Source organism: Vibrio sp. V04_P4A5T148 (assembly GCF_963875605.1).
GTDB lineage: Bacteria > Pseudomonadota > Gammaproteobacteria > Enterobacterales > Vibrionaceae > Vibrio > Vibrio anguillarum.
In genome coordinates, this window is sequence record NZ_CAWNMS010000050.1 from 1 (window position 1) to 17,584 (window position 17,584).

Here is a 17,584-nt window from a genome sequence, read left to right on the forward strand (position 1 = left end):
TATTGACTGATTATAATTTTATTGATATTTTTATTAACTACTGAGATTTAACATTAGGACAAATTAATAAAGCAAAACCTTATTGTTATTTACCTAAATTAGGATTTATAAAAACCCTTTCGTATTTTCTTCACTGACAGTTCATTGTTTGATCTTAATACCAAATAATGCTCAACATAGTCGTTTATTGATTGACGCTTAACACCATAAACCCAAAATAGGTCTGACCAGTTTGTTAATTTCACTTTCGCACTTATTCTTTAGTAGATACGTGCCTAAACCAATAAGAAAAAAATATGAAACTAATGACGTTATTGATGACCGCAATATTGCCACTCTCCATGGCGATTGCAGAAAATACGGATACCACCTCAGAACCAGTTACCGCTTATGGCGTAATGAATACGCAAAATAAGCAAACCTACACTTATGTACGCTGTTGGTATCGGCCCGCTGGCAATCATGATGACCCAGCAACAGATTGGGAGTGGGCATTGGATGAACAAGGAAATGACTACACCATTAGTGGTTACTGGTGGTCATCTGTGCGCTTTAAAAATATGTTTTATACTGACACCTCACAATATGAAATAAAGCAGCGTTGTGAAGAGACGCTCGGCGTCAGTCACGATTCTGCAGATATTACTTATTTCGCAGCAGACAATAGGTTCTCATACAATCATTCGATTTGGACTAACGATAAACAAAATGCCAAACCCGTCATTAATAAAATGGTGACCATAGGTGACAGCCTTTCGGATACAGGAAATATATTCAATGCGTCACAATGGAAATTTCCCAATCCTAACTCTTGGTTTTTAGGACACTTTTCCAATGGTTTGGTGTGGACAGAGTATTTAGCAAAAATGCACAATTTACCTGTATATAACTGGGCGATTGGCGGTGCCGCAGGGCGTAATCAATATATCGCGCTGACAGGTGTGAACGATCAAGTCAGCTCTTATCTAAATTACATGACAATGGCCAAAAACTACCAGCCAGAAAATACGCTCTTTACCCTTGAATTTGGCTTGAATGACTTTATGAATTACAACCGTGAAGTATATGAAGTCAAAGCAGATTTTAGCAGCGCGATGATTCGTCTTGTGGATTCAGGGGCCAAAAATATTATTCTACTCACCCTCCCCGATGCAACCAAAGCCCCGCAATTTAAATATTCAACAGCAGAAGAGATAGCGAAAGTCAGCGCTAAGATCACCACTTTCAATGCGTTTATTCAGCAACAAGCACTGTATTATCAGATGCAAGGGGTAAATATCATCCTGTTTGATGCTCATAGCTTGTTTGAAAACCTCACAGCCAATCCACAGCAATACGGCTTTGAAAATGCGACCGATGCATGCCTCAACATCAATCGCAATTCAGCTTTAGATTACTTATACCGTCATAGCTTAACCAATGATTGCGCTTACCATAGCTCTGACAAATACGTATTTTGGGGCGTCACGCACCCTACCACGGCCATCCATCAATTGATTGCCAACGAAATCAGTAAAAACTCTCTCGCGTCATTTCAATTTGAATAAGCACGTCTGACCCTGAAGACAGCACGCAAGTGCTGTCTCTAAACCCAAATAGGCATCGCGGTAGCGGCTTTCACTTGACGCATGGCGAGGTGGGTATGCATATCTTTTACATTGTTGAGCCGCTGTAACTGACGCGTAAATGCTTCGTACCCAGATAAATTGGCACTAACGACTTCCAGCAAGTAATCATACGCACCTGAAACCACATGGCAGCTGATCACCTCCTCCATCTCTTTGATTGCCTCTTCAAAACTATCAATGGAAGCGGCTTGATGATTATTCAGGCTAACTTCAACAAAAACCGTCATACCAACTCCGACAGCTTGCCGGCTTAAGCGAGCTTGATAGCCATCAATGATCCCGCTCTCCTCTAATCGTTTCAAGCGTCTTGCGCAGGGAGAAGGTGATAATCCAACCTTTTCTGCAAGCTCTGCGGTGCTTAAGCGTCCCTCTGTTTGTAATAAGGTCAACATGCGGCGGTCTATTCTATCCATTACTCGATCCTTGATGAAATCCACTAACATTTTGCTAATTTATAGCGGATAAGTGCTAAACCATCTAGCAATAAGGGTGAACTTGCCGGATAAAAGTAAGCCGAACCATAGATAATGGTGAGAAACCATCCATTGATGTGAATGAAATTATGATTTATGGCTACCTCGCGATAGGCACCACACTGTTATTATGGTCCGGCTTTTTCCTCTCTTTAAAGGCAGGGGCGAGCGGCCTATTAACCCCTGCGGATATTGCATTAACGCGCTTTTTACTGCCCGCTTTGTTGCTCTCTCCATTGGTTTGGAGAACTCGACATCAATTGCAAAATGTACCTATGCGTTACTTAATTGGTCTATTTATTGGCTGTGGATTGCCCTATTTACTAGTGACAAGCCATGCGATGCACTACGTTCCGGTTTCTGATGGTAGCGCGCTTGTTCCGGGCGTGCTGCCGCTGTTTGTCTCGGGTATAGCGGTGTTGCTGTTTAAACAGCCGTCAAGTCGCCATCGAGTCGCTGGGCTGACTTTAGTGGTGGCAGGGGTTGGTATTTTCCTCTATTCAAGTGCCACTGATTTTGAGTCAAACCGTTTGACCGGACATTTGATGTTTTTAACCGGCAGCCTGATGTGGGCGATGTTTACAATTTGTGCGCGGGTAGCGAATTTGCATGCGCTCGTCAGCGCGGGATGGGTTGCTTTACTTTCTACTATTTTATTGGCCGTTCTAATCGCTTTAGGCATCGTCGATAGCTACTTAGCCACACACTCTTTTGCACACTGGCCGTGGAAAGAACTGGCGGGACACACACTGCTGCAAGGTGTCGGGGCGGGGCTCATTGCAGCATTTACCTATTTATATGCAGTTTCAACACTCGGCGCAGAACGCTCCGCTGCCTTTGGCTCTGCAACACCAGTCGTGGCAACCTTGTTGGCGATTCCCGTTTTTGGTGAGATGCCAACGACTTTGACTTGGATCGGATTAGGGTTGATAAGCTTAGGTAGCTTGGTTGCCAGTAATGTTTTAATGAAACACGATCATTCGCAACATTACCGGCCCCCAACGCATCAAAAACGAAGCGCTAAGCGCTCATATCAGCGATAGCAAATCTCAGCCCAACGAGCCAAACCAGCAGTCACTGAACCAAAGTAGTTACCGCTGACAACGGGTACGTGGGGAAGTTGCTGCTCTACCGCTTGGCGTAATATTGGAGAACGAGCAGATCCGCCCGTCATAAAGATAACATCCGGCTTTACGCCACCTTGTTCAACCGCTTCTTTGACCAATTCCACCATTTTCGCTTTAGGGGATTCAATGGCGTCGATCATTTGCTCACGCTCAATTTGCACTTCGATCTGCTCAGAAAGAAGATCGAGCACCACCTGACATTGTGTAAGATCAGATAGAGCAATTTTTGCCTCTTCTGCACGGCGTACAATTTGATAGCCGAGCGTTTCAAAATAGACTTTCAGCAAACGCGCCAACTTTTCTGGTTGTTGCGCCTCTTTGTGTAGCAATTTCAATGCTGCCAAGTTTTGCTGAGCATAGAAGTCACGTTGCGCTTCCACGTTGTTAATTGCAATCGGGTTCCAAAACTGCGTGATCGGCATATCAATGCCAGAAATGGCTTTACTTCCTAATCCAAAAGAAGACATCAACTGTTTGAAAGCAATATAGATATCAAGATCATTGCCTCCGACCCGTTGGCCACTATGCGCAAGCAAACTCGCGGTGCGGTCGTCACGCCCTCGCCAACTCGGCCCCATTTTTAGCAATGAACAGTCGGTGGTTCCACCACCGATATCAACCACCAGTACGGTTTGATCTTGCACCAGAGTCGCTTCATATTCTAAACCCGCCGCAACGGGTTCAAACTGAAAACTGATGTGCTGAAAACCGGCGCGTTTCGCCGCACGTTGTAAAATAGATTCCGCTTGTCGATTGGCCTCTTCACCACCTCGTCCATGAAAGTTAATAGGACGACCAATCACAGTATCTTGGATGGTGCGCTGAAGGTGCTGCTCTGCATTGTGCTTAATATTGACCATCATGGCGCACACCAAGTCTTCGAAAAAACTGACCTGCACATCACGTAAACCTGCCGCGCCTAGAAATGATTTAGGGGATTTAACGTAATAAATATCGCGCGGATCCTGCAGATAAAGATCGAGCGCCGCTTGGCCAAAGGCAATGTCTTGCGCGGCAAGTTCAATACTCTCTTCTCTATTCACATTGATCGCGCGGCGAAGTACTTGCTCACCAATTTTATCGCTTGGCGTAATATTATGATGACGGAACAGATGCTCAGAAATGGACTCTCGCGTCGGGGCGCATATTGTCGAAGGAATGTAGTGGCTTTTACCTTCTATGGGTAACAATGTTGGCTGCCCATCTTGCATCATCGCGACAGAACAGTTCGCCGTTCCATAGTCAAAACCAATAAACATCGCTACCTCCTAGCATCAGAAAAAGGCCGGCGATCCTACCTTATGATTTTCACAAATACTATCCCCAAACTACTTGGAATGTCTGGCGAGAAAAGACATGGATTGGTTTACACAAGCCAAGAGACGAAAAAAGACAGCAGCAGGCAGCCCACATAAGCCATTTTAATCACCTTGATATGTCGATAGTGGATAAGACAAGGTGACAAGATAAACAACGGGATCAGGACAAAAATGGGGTTCATACTGAATAGCCAGCTTAACAATACAACAGAAAGTGCATAGTAGAAGAGCCACGAATTTGGAACCGACAACTTTTTGCCAAGTCCCACTATAAATAATAATGCAGCAAGTAAAGGTAACATCATTAATCACACCTTTATGATATTAATTCTCATTTACATTAAATATTAGTCACTGTTCAGCGTAAAAGCAATAGAAAAACTAGGTACATTATCAGACACCAGAGCCATGCTCAACACAGGCATTGGAACCGTCTTTCATTTCTCTTTACTCACCCGAATAATGATTAGTTTTTCTAATTCAAATCATAGATTTTTATCTTGCTCAACTTCACACTTTTAGATTGATAAAAGCGCCTAGCCTCACTAATATCTCGCGCCGAAAGAGCGATACTTTTAACGCTGGCCATTAGTTTCATTATTCATATTAATTATATTTCGTAGTTGCACTATTGTGCAGGAGATAGACCATGTCCGCATCGTTTCCGTTAGTGAAACTCACATTTTTAATTGCGATTTTGACCGCTGTCGGCCAAATGACACAAACGATGTACGTCCCGTCCATTGGCCATATGGCGGGAGAATTTTTAGTTTCTCCTGCATCACTGCAGGCGGTCATGGCATGTTATTTAATCCCTTATGGACTATCACAATTTGTCTATGGTCCATTGTCAGACCGCTTAGGACGCAAACCGATTATTATCGCTGGGTTGCTGATTTATATTGCAGGATCACTACTCGCATTATTTGCTCACCAATACGATTGGTTTTTGGTCGGTAGTTTTATTCAAGGGCTTGGCATTGGGTGTGGTGGCGCAATGTCTCGAACCCTTACCCGAGACTGTTTCTCAGGAGCAGAATTGCATAAGGCCAATAGCCTTATCAGCATGTGCGTTATTTTTTCGCCACTCATTGCTCCTGTTCTTGGTGGGTACTTAACAGAAAGTTTTGGCTGGCGCTCTAGTTACTTATTTTTATCCCTATTCGCGATTGCCGTGGTGATCACTATGATGACGAGTATGGTAGAAACATTGCCTAAAGCGGCTCGCAGACACGAATCGGTTGCAAACAGCTATCGCTATGTGCTGAGTGACAAACGTTTCCAAGGGTATTTAATTTGTCTCGTGGCGACTTTCTCTGGCGTCGCGGTGTTTGAAGCCGCTGCAGGTGTATTACTTGGTGGCGTTTTGCAACTGCCTGCCACCACCGTCAGCTTATTGTTTGTCTTACCGATCCCTGGTTATTTAGTTGGTGCGGCGCTATCAAGTGTTATTGCGTTGAACTTCAACGAAAAAAGCGCCTTGTATGTGGGCTTGGTAGCGATAGCATTAGGTTCATTGGTAGTGTTTGTTCCTGGAGTGTTGGGGCAAACCAGCGCATTGACCCTAATTGGTGGTGCCACTGTCTACTTTCTCGGTGCAGGCATTCTCTTTCCCGCAGCGACCACTGGAGCGTTAACACCACTGCCTTACCATGCAGGAACAGGAGGTGCTGTGTTAGGCGGTATGCAAAACCTTGGGGCTGGTTTAGCCACCCTTTTAGCGTCGGCTATTCCAGCTCATGACCAGATGCCACTTGGCGCATTGATGCTGTTGATGTCTGTGTTTGCTGTGGTTGGTTTGATTCGTGTTTACAGTAAACATGATCCATCAAATGAAATGCCATTGGCTGTTTAATAAACTGTAATGAAGAAAAAGCAGACAGGTCACCGCCTCTCTGCTTTTTTATTTTAGACGTAATGCTGAATTCGACAATTCAATACAGTCCCATCAAAGTCAGTCAATCTTCATCCATCCTTCCGGCACGCTTAACCCCCAACGGGACATTTCTCCCTGATGGTAAATAGCACGCCCTTGTTGGCCGATTTGGATAGGAATGCGGCTTGCGTCTTCATTATTATTTAAAATGCGTAACACCGTTTTGCCCGCCATTTCGCCTTGATCACGACCCGCTAACACAACACCCCCAGCCGCTTTGCCCGCACCGATCGAAAAATCCCAAAAACCAAATAAAGGAACCTCTGTATGTTGGTTTGTCCACGTTAATACAGTATCCGCTGGCACATTATTTTCGCTCTCATCGACCAAGGTTTGGTAAAGCCCCACGACTATGGCGCCAAATCCTTGCTCTTTAGCTGTGCTTATTCTTGTCTGCCATTCTTTCTCTGTCGCCACTGAAGCTATCTCTGTCGCAATGCCTAAATTCTTTTCAATCATACTCGCTTGGGTTTGCATAAATTCCAACGCAATACTCGCCGTACTACCCGAGTCAAATAACACCAGTACTTTACGCTTATCTTTATCGAGCATCCGGCCAATTTCTCCCATGGTTTTCACATAGAGAGGGCGCTCTAAAATACCGGTCACTTTGGCTTGCCCTTGGTATTGAGCCATGAATTTTCGTGGGTTTGAATTAATCCCCAGAAACACGATTGAGATTGGCTCGTTGTAGAGTTTCGGCAGCATATAAACCAACGCATTGTCGTCACCTAAAACCACCACCTGTGGTTTCAGTTGCTGATATTGGCTAAAGGCTTGTTCGGCGATTTGTGAATAACGGCTCGCTGGTACACGTTTGGTGTCCATCTCAAAGGTATGCAGTTCATGCGCAGGCATTAACGACTGCTTAAGGGCGGATACATAGCTAGCGTCCCATTCATAACCTTGCTCGTAGCTCTCTATTAAAAGTACGTTTCCCGCCATCACGGGCGCACTTATCACACACAATATCCATATCCAACGCATGAACTGCCTCCAATGTTTTGGCTATTTTTTATAGTGTAGTCAATAAGATGTTATCCACACTTCCCATGTGACATCTATACTCAAATTATCACTCAAAAAAATGAGAAGCAGGATGAACAAAAGCCGAACATTTAATGAAAGCATTGATAACCCACTATCGAGTCGTATTGGTCGCAGGATCATTTTTTTCCTTGTCATTTTAAGTGGTGCTGTCACCCTGATGACAACGTTAGCACAAACATATTTCGACTATGACAGAGAGTTCGATGATGTGGCTCAGCGTCATCACGAAATAGAATTCGTTCATGCCGAACTGCTTGCAGCTTCTTTATGGAATTATGATCTCGTGACGCTTCAACAGCGCTTAGATGGCTTAGTGAACTTGCCTAAAATTGATTATTTGGAAATCACGTCTGGCGGTTATCAATTCAGTGCCGGAGAAAAAGTGATGGAGCAATTAGTCGCACACCGTTATCCCATGCTTTATATCAACCCAAAAACAGAAGCCAAAGAGCAGATTGGTGAGATCTACGTTGAGTCTAATGCTCAAGAAATCTACAACTACTTAATCAAGCAGTTTCTACTGATATTGGTCGTGAACGCGATTAAGACTGCCTTTATTTGTTACGCTATTTTGATGATTTTCCATGAGAGTGTAAACCGACGTGTCTTCGCTATTGCTCAATACTTACGCAAATACAACCCTCGCCATCCCCCAAAACCACTAAGACTTCCTCATAAGAAATGGATTATGGGGCATAACGATGAACTCACTTGGCTGGCCGATGAGACCAATAAAATTACCGGAAATGTAACTACGTTGTACAGTAATATAAAACTTGAACAAGAACGATTAGCCGATTTTACGGACGTCTCATCAGACTGGTTATGGGAGACGGATAGTACTGACAGATTGATTTACACTTCCGAATCCATGCGTCAAGCTTTAGAGATCAGTGAAAATAGCAAGCCACTACTTTCAGAGGTTGACTCACTGAGATATATGAAAAAATTACTCCAATCCATTACTAAACACTGCTCGTTTTCAATGTGTGAAGAGACGATTATCATCAATGATTGTAAGCACTATCTGATGTTTCAAGCGGTAGCACGCTATGAGGAAGATATGTTTCTCGGGTTACGGGGCACTGCCATTAATATTACCGAGCTAAAACTGGCTCAGCTTGAACTACAAAAACTCAACCAAAACTTAGAGCGTCAAGTCGCCAAACGAACCTGCGATCTGGAAAACAGTATTGAGCAACTAAAAGCCACGCAAACACAGTTGATTGAATCTGAGAAATTAGCGGCTTTAGGTGGTTTAGTTGCAGGGGTGGCACATGAAGTCAACACGCCATTAGGTATCGCGGTGACCGCAAGTTCGGTGATCATTGAGGTAACACAAGAGCTAAATACCGCCTTCGCCAACCAAACGCTTACAAGCCAGCAGTTTTCTGAATTGATGCAGAGAATGAATGAAACCAATACGATGCTTGAAAGCAACTTAAATCGTGCTGCCAAACTGATCCGAGACTTTAAACAAACAGCAGTCGATCAGGTATCTGAGAGTCGTAGTCAATTCTCGATCCACCAAGTATTAAGCGCGTTGATCGCTAGCCTACATCCTGAAACTAGGAAAATTCCAGTCATCCCACAACTAGAGGGAGATGTCGGACTTACAATGAATAGCTTACCAGGCGTCCTCACTCAAATTGTCTCGAACTTAGTCATGAATAGCGTCAACCACGCTTTTAGTGATGAGAAAAACCCCATAATAACCATTGCGTTCAAACAGGAAGGAGAAAATATCCTCTTAGAATATAAAGATAATGGCTGTGGCGTCGAACCAAAACTGCACCATAAAATCTTTGAGCCATTCTTTACCAGCAAAAGAGGTAGAGGAGGATCCGGTCTTGGCTTAAATCTTGTGTTCAACCTTGCCACTCAGAAATTGAAGGGGAAACTTCAATTTAATTCCAATGTGGGTCAAGGTGTACATTACGTCTTTACTCTACCCAAAGCACTTGAACTCAGCGAGGTCACACTGAGTTCCGATCAAAAGAAAAGGCATTAAAGATGCCAATCAATCGTTGCATTGTCGACAAGCAAGGTGGAAAAATTTATTAATCTGGGTGTTGATCTCGAATGGCAATAAAATCATCCCAATGCGCCAGCATCAAATCAACCAACATGGGGTCAAAATGCTTTCCTTTTTGCACAACAATTTCTTGCTTGATCGCCTCTTCCGGCCAAGCATCTTTATAACTGCGTTTGGAACCAAGAGCATCAAACACATCGGCTAATGCGGTGATTCTGCCACTGATAGGAATGCCTTCACCGGCTAATTGGTTTGGGTAACCGCTTCCATCCCATTTTTCATGGTGAGAACCGGCAATCTCTTTCGCTTTGATAATTAAACTGCGTTTTGAACGACTTAAAATATCAACACCGTATTCAACGTGTTTTTGCATGATCGCCCATTCTTGAGCGTCCAATTTCCCTGGTTTATGAAGAATACTATCAGGGATCGCCACTTTGCCTACATCGTGCAGGGGTGACGCATTTTTAATCATATAAATATCCTGCTCAGGTAGGGTCATTAATGTGGCTAATTTTTCACAGATCAGAGAAACACGCTGTACGTGAGCCCCTGTTTCTTTGCTTCTGGCTTCGACGGCATTGGCTAAGTTATAAACAAGCTCCCTCGATGTTTCGCGTAAATCAAGCTGTAAATTTAAGTTTTCAAAAGTTAACCCTATGTTATACATATAGATTTCAAGCAAACGTTCGTCATTTTCAGATAAGCGCTCAAGCAAATTAATATAGAGTAAATTTTCTACACCACGACTGTCTGTCATATAAAGTACAGAGGCATCATCGTAGCTATGAGACATTTTGCTTTGCAGTGCAAGCTGGCAGCGCTTAGCCACTTCCGAAGGTAAGCGCGAGAAATCACAGTCAGAATAAAAATCGACAAATCCTCCAATAGCCGCCAACGTTAAAGCACACGAACCTTCGCCTTCAGATTTAGGCTGAACGATACAATAAAATGCCGATGCATGGAGTTTAAGTAAAGAAGTGAGCTGGCTCAGTACCGATTCAGCATAGGTTTGTAAGGTTGTGGTATTTTGTACCTTCGCTGAGGCTTCAATCACGCGTTTAAGCCCCTCTTTTTGCTCTTCTATCAAACAAAGATCCCGATAAGATCGCAACATCGAATAGAGCAGGGTTCTGAGTTTTTGTGTGGTAAGTTCTGTTTTCTCTTTATAGTCATCAATTTCATACTCTTGGATGACCGTATCTTCGGGGGCTTGCCCTGCTTGCCCGGTACGTAATACCAAACGAATGATTCTATTCTTACACTCTTCACGGATATGCCTAACTAAATCTAACCCCGCGTGTTCCGTCTCCATAACTACATCAACGAGCGCTAAAGCTATATCGGGCTGAGTATTCAGCACTTCTCTGGCTTCAAGACCAGACATAGCAGACAGTAGCTCTAGTGGCCGTCCTTGAAATGAAAACCCTCTTAGCGCTAAACGAGTGATCTGGTGCATCTGCTCATCATCATCGACTAGCAGTACTCGCCATGGTTTATTTTCAACACTAAGTTCATGACTCTCCTGGCTCTTTGGTTGAGCCTCTTGTCGAAAATCCGCAAACAGATCCATCGCTTATCTCTCTATATTGACAATATTCCTACTCTTATAGGTTTAGCACATAACCGTTTTGTTGGTGGTTAGAATCTAATTAATGTGATGAATAAATTGATTTTTACAAGCCATATACTCAATGATATTGATATTTCAATCACCTTCATAAGTCGTGCTCGAGGTGCAATAATTTCATCGCGTTTAGTAGATAAGAAAGTTTATGAATGAAGAGTGCCATTTACCAATGCCGTGGAATTAATCATTTCGTTTTTTACGAAATTCTCGTGGTGTGCAATGGCTCCATACCTTAAAACGAGTACTAAAGTTTGCTGGGTTAGGATAGCCGACAATGTCACCGACATGTTGGATTGACCAGTCGGTAGAAACAAGCAAACGAGCGGCGTACTCCATACGCATTCGCGTTAAGTGGGCTTTAGGACTGTGGCCAAAGTGCTGCTGACATAAACGATGTAAATGAGCTTGCGAGCAAGGAAATAATGCGGCGAGATTTTCTATTGTCCAATCTTTATGCAGCTGGCTCTGGACTCGCTGAAAGACGCGATTTAAACGCAACGAAGTACGCGAGAGCGGTAGTTCAATCGGTGCTCGGAGCATGATTTCTATCTGTTCAACAATGCGTTGCCCGACCTGCTCACCAAGCTCAGCAGGCAATATTAAGGTTCGCAGTAGCGCTTGAATACTCGCATACATGACCGCAGCGATAGGCGTTAATGTGTAATGTATTTCTTCTTTTACGGTGTTTTTCCAATGACGCTGTGGTGCAAGAAAGATCCACACCACTTGCCACTCTTCTTCTTCAATTCCAAAACCATTTTCGACACCCGCTGGTACCACAATTAATGAGCTCGGTTCCAGTAAGTAACGGTCAGTTCCACTCGTTAGCCAACCTTTTCCCTTCACCGTGTATAACAGCATATGCACGCTCTGATTTTTCCGATAAACAGAAAACATTTCGCGGCAGGTTGCAATTCCGCATTGCACAATGCCGCTTTGCTCCAATGCTAAGACGCGACTTTGGTCAATAAATTCTTGATGTGTTTTATCTGAGATGGAATACCGTTCTTGCTTGTCTGACATATGAGAGTTTGGCAAAAGTTATAGAGGTATTGAGAGAATACAAAAATTACGATTCGATTTACACTTGCCGCATATCAAAATGAGGTAATGCAGCATGTTTATGACTCCCTTTCATCAGCTAGACCGTCAATTTTGGCGCAAATTGATCGATATTGGCGTACCGGTATCCCTCCAGTCAATGCTGTTTTCACTGTTAGGTGTAGTGGATATTTTTATGGTCAGCCAATTAGGTGAATCCGCTACGGCGGCCGTTGGTGTTGGCAACCGAATATTTTTCTTTAATCTCATCGTTATTGTTGGCGCTAGCGGTGCAGTAAGCGTGTTAGCTTCGCAATATTTTGGTGCAGGTAACATCGAGGGCATAAAACGGACATTGGCTCAGTCTTGGATAGTGGCTCTGCTGTTTACACTCCCCTTTATGCTGCTCTATTTGTGGATACCTCAGTCTGTTGTTTCTTTAGTGGCCAATGATGCTCAATACGTCACACTAGCCACGGATTATTTATGGATCACAGCACTTAGCTTATTTTGTACCGCATTAGTAGTGCCACTAGAGAGCGCACTACGTTCTGTCGGCGTGGCAAAGTTGCCAACTCAAGTAAGCATTCTCGCCATCATTATTAACGCAGTCTTAAACGCTTTACTCATCTTTGGCCTGTTCGGCTTTCCAGAATTGGGGGTTGTGGGTGCAGCGATTGGCACAAGCATCTCACGCGGCTGCCAAACCATGCTGCTTTTTTGGCAAGTAAAGCGACATTACGCTCATCTATTGCCCAATCGCGAAAACTGGCAGCAAGCAAAAATGAAACACCATAGACAGCGCTATTTTAAAGTCGCAAGGCCAATGATTATTCACGATTCAGCATGGGCGGCTGGCATTTTGATTTACAACGTTATTGTCGGCCAGTTGGGCGTTTCTGAACTTGCGATTATCTCACTGCTTTCCCCCATTGAAAGTGTACTCATTTCCGCCTTTCTTGGATTTGCCGTGGCCGCCTCTATCTTGCTTGGACATGAAATTGGTGCACAGCGTTACGAACGTGCCGCGCAGACTTCTTGGTGGTATGTACTTACTAGCTGCGGGCTGGCGTTGCTGCTGGCATTGTTCTGCTTTTTGGCTGAACCTTGGATTTACGCTTTGATCGAAAAAAGTCCACTGCATGATACACAAATGGCCGTGAATGTTTGCTTAGTAATGGCGTTTGGGATGGTACTACGGGTATTTAATATGGTCGGTATCGGTGGCGTGTTAAAAAGTGGCGGCGATATTAACTACAGTATTTTCATTGACTTATTTGGCCAATGGGCGATTGGCATTCCGTTGGCTTATTACACAGGGTTGGTTCTTGGCTGGCCTTTGCATTGGGTTATGATGGTTATTATGCTTGAAGAGGCCGTCAAAATTATCCTTACAACACAACGGATCTATTCCAAACGTTGGATCAATAACTTGGTCAACGAGACAGAGCCTTCAACGCTCCAAGCATAGTTAAACCGAGTATAACTCTATGCTTGGAGCGAATGTAACCAACACAGTTGCTGATTAAGTAGGAAATGTCTTAGTGTTACGCCTTATATTTGAACTGAGCAATCTCACTATTTAGTGTCTCTGCTTGCCCAGAAAGGTCGGTAAGCACTCCATCAACATCATTCACTTGTCCAGAAACCGACAGTGAAGCATCGGCAATCGAAGTAATGCTACTGCTGATTTCATCCGTTACTGATTTTTGCTCTTCTGTCGCGGCAGCAATTTGCACATTCATGTCATTCAGTTCGGTTAACATTGACATGATTTGAGCAAGCATATCCGTATTCAAATGGCAGGTTTCAACCCCTTTCACCACGGTTTTATTGGCCTTTTCAATTCCCTGCGACACACTGTTTATTTCATGTTGTAGCGAATCGATTTTTTTACGGATCTCTTCAGTAGAAGTCTGCGTGCGCCCTGCTAATGATCGCACTTCATCGGCAACGACCGCAAAACCACGCCCCTGCTCGCCAGCACGTGCTGCTTCAATCGCCGCATTAAGGGCCAGTAAGTTGGTCTGCTCGGCGATAGCTTGGATAACATCAAGCACTTCAGCAATAGAATTACTTTCACTATGGAGTCGCTCAATGGCTTCCACCGCCATCTTCATCTCATCGCTCAACAAACTGATTTCATTTCCCAACGCTTCCCCGACGTCGACACTTTGTGACCCTGTATCATTAGCTGATTTCACATAATCGGCAGCTCGGCTAGCAAACTGCGCTACCTCGCCAATTGAAGCACTCATTTGATTTACCGCCGCCGCGACCGATTCTGTTCTCATACTCTGCTCGGCAACAGCGCCTCGCGTGCTCTCCATATTGGAAGACATACGATGAGTGCTGCCGTTGAGCGACTCCGTCGCCCGCGCAAACTGCTCAATGGTTTTCTGTAAACTGCTAAATAGCTGGTTAAAGGCGACCGCAACTTCCGCCATTTCATCTTTACCCTTTTCACTTAAACGTGCGGTCAAATCATTCTCCTGATTAATCCGATGCAGCTCTAACGACGCACTACGGATAGGTTTGGATATACCACTTCCTACGATGTAAGAAATAAAGAGTGAAAGCACCACAAGAACAGCAATACTAATAAACACCGTCTGCAATACTGAACGCTCTAAAGTCGAGACATCTCGTAACGCCTCAGATTGATCGATTTCAGTTAATATGGCCCATTTTTGTCCCAAAACATCCAGAGGTGCGTAGGCCGAAAGTACTTCAACATTGCGATAGTCTTTGATGGTTTCTAGCCCTTGTCCACCCGCCAATGCCTGTCGTACCGCGTCGGTCTTGATGCGTTGACGCCCAATGGCCGAACCCTTGGTTTTGATTTGATCAATGGTGGCTGGCTCAACACCAATATCAGTTAAGGTTTGAAAGTATTGCTCAGGATCTTCTAATAAAAACCGTGATTGACTGCGCAATAAACCATCTTGCCCCACGAGGTAAGTTGCTCCACTTTTACCGAGCCCCGCATCAGCCCAGCTACCGCCAAATGTCATGATGTTGTTGATCACATCGATCGGCATCTGAAAGATCAGCGTGCCTACCCGCTGCTGTTCTTTGAAAATTGGGGCCGAAATAAACGAAGCCGCTGCCTCATAGGAAGGATAATAAGGTGCAAAGTCTTCGAGGTAGGATTGCCCCTCTTGCAAGTTTTTCGCCTTAGCAAATGCATGGCCTAGCCCCGAATTTTGATATGCGCCAGTTGATAAATTGGTCGCAAAATCCAGTTCTTTAAACACGGTATAAACCACGTTGCCTGACAAATCGACAAGGAAAATATCGTAATAGCCAAACGCTTCTAAAAATCGCCTAAACGAGGCGTGATAACGCCGATGAGCTTCATCATAGCTGCTGCCCAATGAATCAAAATCCAAATGATGTTTGGATCCAAGCTCGTTAGGGTTTACCCCTATGTAACGAGCCTGCAGTGCTTTTCCCTGCTCTGAAAGCTGTGCAAATGCACCAAGTTCATTTGGCTGACTGCCACTGTTTTCCTGACGGTAAGTACGACCAAACTGATCACGATAATACCGTTCTAGCGCATCCATATCTTGGGGCGTTATACGGTGGGCAGGATAACGAGAGAATGAACGAGTAAAAGAATCCATTGCTTCTTGAGTCGACACCTCGGAAGACAAGGTCTCAATTTGCAGACGGATCTGTTTGAAATAGTTAGTTATTTCACTCTTTTTGATTTCGCGTACGGAGGTAAGTTGATTTGCGGCTCGGTCATAAAGTGCTTGGCTTGAGAGCTCTGATGCTCGCCACCCAACAAAACCACCGCTGATTACTACGCCAACTGAACACAAGATAGTACATGCCGCAATGATTTTCGTTGATATTTTCATAGTCAAACCCTACGCACAGAAATGAACAACTTTTTGTAAAGCCATCGTCGCCCCTAGCCACTCGGTTTATATGAAATTTGTATTATGAGCTTTTCAAAGTGTAGGTCACGGTTTGGCTTTTGCCTAAAAACGACCTAATACACCCACACAACTAACAGTGAAGGGAAAATAAGTATCAAGTCGTGTGTCGAAGCTAACACATTGATAGTATTAATTTTAATCAATTAATCCATCACATTTTGCGGCGCAGATAAAATCGTTTTTGTGCAATCCTTTGATGGAATGGCTCCACCAAGTCACGGTCACTTTACCCCACTCCAATAACAAACTGGGGTGGTGGAATTCCGCTTCAGCTAATTGAGCAACTTGGTTAGAAAATGCCCATGCCAACTTGAAGTTTTTGAACACATACACTTTTTCCAACTGGGGGATGCCATCACGTACAACAATAGACCACCCCTCAAGTTCAGTGAGCAGTTGCTGCTGCTCGGGGATCGATAATGCTAGCGCATCAAGGCTACAAGCTTCACAGCGTAATTCTTCAAGCATGGGTCTCTTCCTTGGGTTGAAATAAGGGGGCCAACAAGCCTGCCTGCATGGCACTTTCTACCTGCTGTACAAGATTTTCTTGGCTCAAATGGTACAGATCTCGTAGATCATCCAACACATAATAAATGGGTTGCATGATATCAATACGATATGGCGTTCTCAGCACTTTTTGGATGTCAAATTTTTCACGTATGGCCGTTTGATTATCAAGGCTATACACGGTTTCAGCGGGGGAGGATAAAATACCTCCGCCATAAATTTTCACACCGTCACTTTCTTGCACTAAACCAAATTCGACCGTAAACCAGTAGAGTCGCGCCAAATAAGCTCTCTGTTTTGGGCTCGCGTTAGCCCCAAGTTTGCCGTAAACCTGAGTAAATGATGCAAAATCAGGATGAGTAAGCATCGCGCAATGACCAAAAATCTCATGAAAAAAATCCGGCTCTTGCAAATAGTCAAACTCTTCACGGCTACGCAAAAACGTGGCAACTGGAAATTTCTTGTCTGCCAACAAGGCGAAAAATCGATCAAAATTGATTAAAGCGGGCACTGGCTCGACTTGCCATCCGGTTTCACGTTGCAAAATACGGTTGATATCGGGCAACTGAGGAACCTGATCTTTAGAGAGTTGCAGCATCGCTAACCCATCCAAATAGGCTTGGCATGCTCGCTGCTCAACGACTGTCTCTTGACGTGCGATCAGATCATACCAAATCCGATCCTCTTCGTTACTCCAGTCAATGAAACCTTTGCTATTTAATGGCTTAGAATGATACTGCGTCATACCATAACCTTTTAACAAATCGATTACATTAAGCCTATCGCCTCGTGAAAAGTCTGCCAATCTTAGGCTCGACATCTGACGACGCTCACGCGTAACAAATATTTTACATTTATGGTTTTTTTACTTAGATATCAGGGATATGATTA

General features: G+C 44.1%; 14 protein-coding genes. 5 read left to right on the forward strand and 9 right to left on the reverse strand.

Annotated features, from left to right (window positions below; translation table 11 throughout):
• Window positions 1-296 precede the first annotated feature (296 nt).
• Window positions 297-1,547, forward strand: coding sequence for an SGNH/GDSL hydrolase family protein (locus AACT18_RS10950; protein WP_094143499.1), 1,251 nt, complete (start codon window positions 297-299; stop codon window positions 1,545-1,547).
• A 38-nt stretch (window positions 1,548-1,585) separates the two neighbouring features.
• Here AACT18_RS10950 and AACT18_RS10955 read toward each other — a convergent pair whose 3' ends face one another.
• Window positions 1,586-2,041 carry an Lrp/AsnC family transcriptional regulator gene (locus tag AACT18_RS10955; RefSeq protein ID WP_026027548.1) on the reverse strand — a complete coding sequence of 152 codons (456 nt, stop codon included), beginning with the start codon at window positions 2,039-2,041 and terminating at the stop codon, window positions 1,586-1,588.
• A 149-nt stretch (window positions 2,042-2,190) separates the two neighbouring features.
• On the opposite strand from AACT18_RS10955, the gene AACT18_RS10960 reads away from it, so the two are divergent.
• Complete coding sequence (locus AACT18_RS10960) at window positions 2,191-3,144, forward strand: DMT family transporter (RefSeq protein ID WP_176428364.1); 954 nt, start codon at window positions 2,191-2,193, stop codon at window positions 3,142-3,144.
• Here AACT18_RS10960 and yegD read toward each other — a convergent pair.
• The gene (gene yegD, locus AACT18_RS10965; RefSeq protein WP_017045097.1) at window positions 3,135-4,487 is read right to left on the reverse strand and encodes a molecular chaperone; all 1,353 of its coding nucleotides are present in this window, start codon (window positions 4,485-4,487) and stop codon (window positions 3,135-3,137) included. The two genes, AACT18_RS10960 and yegD, sit on opposite strands and share 10 nt — an antisense overlap.
• 107 nt (window positions 4,488-4,594) lie before the next feature.
• Window positions 4,595-4,852: a hypothetical protein gene (locus AACT18_RS10970; RefSeq protein WP_017045096.1), complete on the reverse strand. Its 258-nt coding sequence runs from the start codon at window positions 4,850-4,852 to the stop codon at window positions 4,595-4,597.
• Window positions 4,853-5,196: 344 nt separating this feature from the next.
• Here AACT18_RS10970 and emrD point away from each other — a divergent pair, with 344 nt between their 5' ends.
• On the forward strand, window positions 5,197-6,402 hold the full coding sequence (emrD, locus tag AACT18_RS10975) for a multidrug efflux MFS transporter EmrD (RefSeq protein WP_013868437.1): 1,206 nt from the start codon (window positions 5,197-5,199) through the stop codon (window positions 6,400-6,402).
• 99 nt (window positions 6,403-6,501) lie between these two features.
• Here the strand turns inward: emrD and AACT18_RS10980 are convergent, their stop codons facing one another.
• On the reverse strand, window positions 6,502-7,470 hold the full coding sequence (locus AACT18_RS10980; protein WP_094125166.1) for an ABC transporter substrate-binding protein: 969 nt from the start codon (window positions 7,468-7,470) through the stop codon (window positions 6,502-6,504).
• Between the two features lie 112 nt (window positions 7,471-7,582).
• Here AACT18_RS10980 and AACT18_RS10985 point away from each other — a divergent pair, with 112 nt between their 5' ends.
• The gene (locus AACT18_RS10985; RefSeq protein ID WP_202599001.1) at window positions 7,583-9,544 is read left to right on the forward strand and encodes a PAS domain-containing sensor histidine kinase; all 1,962 of its coding nucleotides are present in this window, start codon (window positions 7,583-7,585) and stop codon (window positions 9,542-9,544) included.
• 49 nt (window positions 9,545-9,593) lie between these two features.
• On the opposite strand, the gene AACT18_RS10990 is transcribed toward AACT18_RS10985, so the two are convergent.
• Together AACT18_RS10990 and AACT18_RS10995 are read right to left on the reverse strand one after the other, a co-directional pair.
• Window positions 9,594-11,141 (reverse strand): DUF3369 domain-containing protein, encoded by a 1,548-nt coding sequence (locus AACT18_RS10990; protein WP_094143501.1) that lies wholly within the window; start codon window positions 11,139-11,141, stop codon window positions 9,594-9,596.
• Between the two features lie 237 nt (window positions 11,142-11,378).
• A complete protein-coding gene (locus tag AACT18_RS10995) occupies window positions 11,379-12,221 on the reverse strand; it encodes an AraC family transcriptional regulator (RefSeq protein ID WP_029388320.1) in 843 nt (280 codons plus the stop codon).
• Window positions 12,222-12,315: 94 nt separating this feature from the next.
• On the opposite strand from AACT18_RS10995, the gene AACT18_RS11000 reads away from it, so the two are divergent.
• Complete coding sequence (locus tag AACT18_RS11000) at window positions 12,316-13,710, forward strand: MATE family efflux transporter (protein ID WP_064626635.1); 1,395 nt, start codon at window positions 12,316-12,318, stop codon at window positions 13,708-13,710.
• Window positions 13,711-13,786: 76 nt separating this feature from the next.
• Here AACT18_RS11000 and AACT18_RS11005 read toward each other — a convergent pair whose 3' ends face one another.
• From AACT18_RS11005 to phhA, 3 genes are all read right to left on the reverse strand, one after another.
• Window positions 13,787-16,111, reverse strand: coding sequence for a methyl-accepting chemotaxis protein (locus tag AACT18_RS11005; protein ID WP_094125165.1), 2,325 nt, complete (start codon window positions 16,109-16,111; stop codon window positions 13,787-13,789).
• 210 nt (window positions 16,112-16,321) lie between these two features.
• The gene (locus tag AACT18_RS11010; RefSeq protein ID WP_017049984.1) at window positions 16,322-16,654 is read right to left on the reverse strand and encodes a 4a-hydroxytetrahydrobiopterin dehydratase; all 333 of its coding nucleotides are present in this window, start codon (window positions 16,652-16,654) and stop codon (window positions 16,322-16,324) included.
• Window positions 16,647-17,438: a phenylalanine 4-monooxygenase gene (phhA, locus tag AACT18_RS11015; RefSeq protein WP_094124900.1), complete on the reverse strand. Its 792-nt coding sequence runs from the start codon at window positions 17,436-17,438 to the stop codon at window positions 16,647-16,649. Before phhA ends, AACT18_RS11010 begins: the two co-directional genes overlap by 8 nt.
• Between the last annotated feature and the right edge of the window lie 146 nt (window positions 17,439-17,584).